This window comes from Arthrobacter sp. CAL618, from assembly GCF_000468215.1.
Classification (GTDB): Bacteria; Actinomycetota; Actinomycetes; order Actinomycetales; family Micrococcaceae; genus Arthrobacter_D.
In genome coordinates this window covers 1-1,133 of sequence record NZ_ASZW01000104.1, presented here as the reverse complement: position 1 = coordinate 1,133, position 1,133 = coordinate 1, and the positions used below count along the sequence as shown (strand labels likewise).

Here is a 1,133-nt window from a genome sequence, read left to right as displayed (position 1 = left end):
CCCCGCCGCTCGGCGGCCTGAACCCACGGCCGGACGTTGCAGTCGTGGTCCAGACGGGTCACGACCACCTCGTCGTCTGGCCCCCAGCCGGTGCTGAGGTGCTTGGCGAAGTCGTAGGTGAGTTGGGTGGCACTGCGGCCGTAGACAATCCCGGACGGGTCCGCGTTGAGGAAATCCGCCATCGCCGACCTGAAGCTGAGGACCGCCTGATCAGCGTTGCGTTCGGAGGCGACTGAGCTCCCCCGAATGGACAGCGGACCGGTGAGCGTATCAGCGATCGCCTGCCCCACGACGCGCGGTGTCTGGGTTCCGCCCGGACCATCAAAATGGGCGATCCCGGAGGCCAGGGACGGGAAGTGTGAACGCAGGCTCTCGACGTCGAGGGGCATGAGGTCCTTTCGGATGGCTGGCAGACGTTGCTCAAGCCTAAGGGGGAAACCCGCGAGAGGTGGGCAGGACTCTACCGCCGCTACCCGGACGCTTGTACGCTGTGCAACAGAACCCGTCGATGCACTTGCGGCCCGAAGGCTGGAGCCTCGGGGAACGCTGCGGAAACCACCGCGTCGTTGTCGTCGGGCTGGTGAACGGACACATTATGGCTGACGCAACCGATCCGGTCATTGCTGTGCGGGGGCTGGGGAAGGTATTCGGAAAAACCCACGCACTGGACGGTCTCGACCTGTCGGTCGGCGCCGGTGAGGTGCATGGGTTTCTTGGCCCAAATGGGGCAGGGAAGTCGACCACCCTGCGGATCCTGCTCGGCCTCATTCGGCCCTCCTCGGGCACTGTCACCGTCTTTGGTGCCGATCCGTGGCGTGAACCGGTCCGCACCCACCGGGATCTCGCCTATCTGCCCGGGGACGTGAGTCTCTGGCCCAACCTGTCCGGTGGAGAGGTCATCGATCTCCTCACCGGGCTGCGCGGTGGCGCTGATGAAGCCTTGCGGACCCGCCTGATCGATGACTTCGAGTTCGATCCACGGCGAAAGAGCCGCACCTATTCGAAGGGCAACCGGCAGAAGGTTGCCCTCATTGCGGCATTCGCGCGGCCTGCCCGGCTATACGTCCTGGATGAACCGAGCTCAGGGCTGGACCCGATCATGGAGTCGGTGTTTCGCCGGGAGATCCGGCGGG

Annotated in this window: 2 protein-coding genes; one reads left to right on the top strand and one right to left on the bottom strand. The window is 65.3% G+C overall.

Annotated features, from left to right (window positions below; genetic code table 11):
- Positions 1-389 (bottom strand): aminotransferase class V-fold PLP-dependent enzyme (locus K728_RS0106765; RefSeq protein ID WP_024476263.1); only part of this gene is annotated, 389 nt, incomplete at its 3' end.
- A 206-nt stretch (positions 390-595) separates the two neighbouring features.
- Here K728_RS0106765 and K728_RS0106760 point away from each other — a divergent pair.
- Positions 596-1,133, top strand: a 538-nt coding sequence (locus K728_RS0106760; RefSeq protein WP_024476262.1) for an ABC transporter ATP-binding protein, incomplete at its 3' end; no start/stop codon positions are given.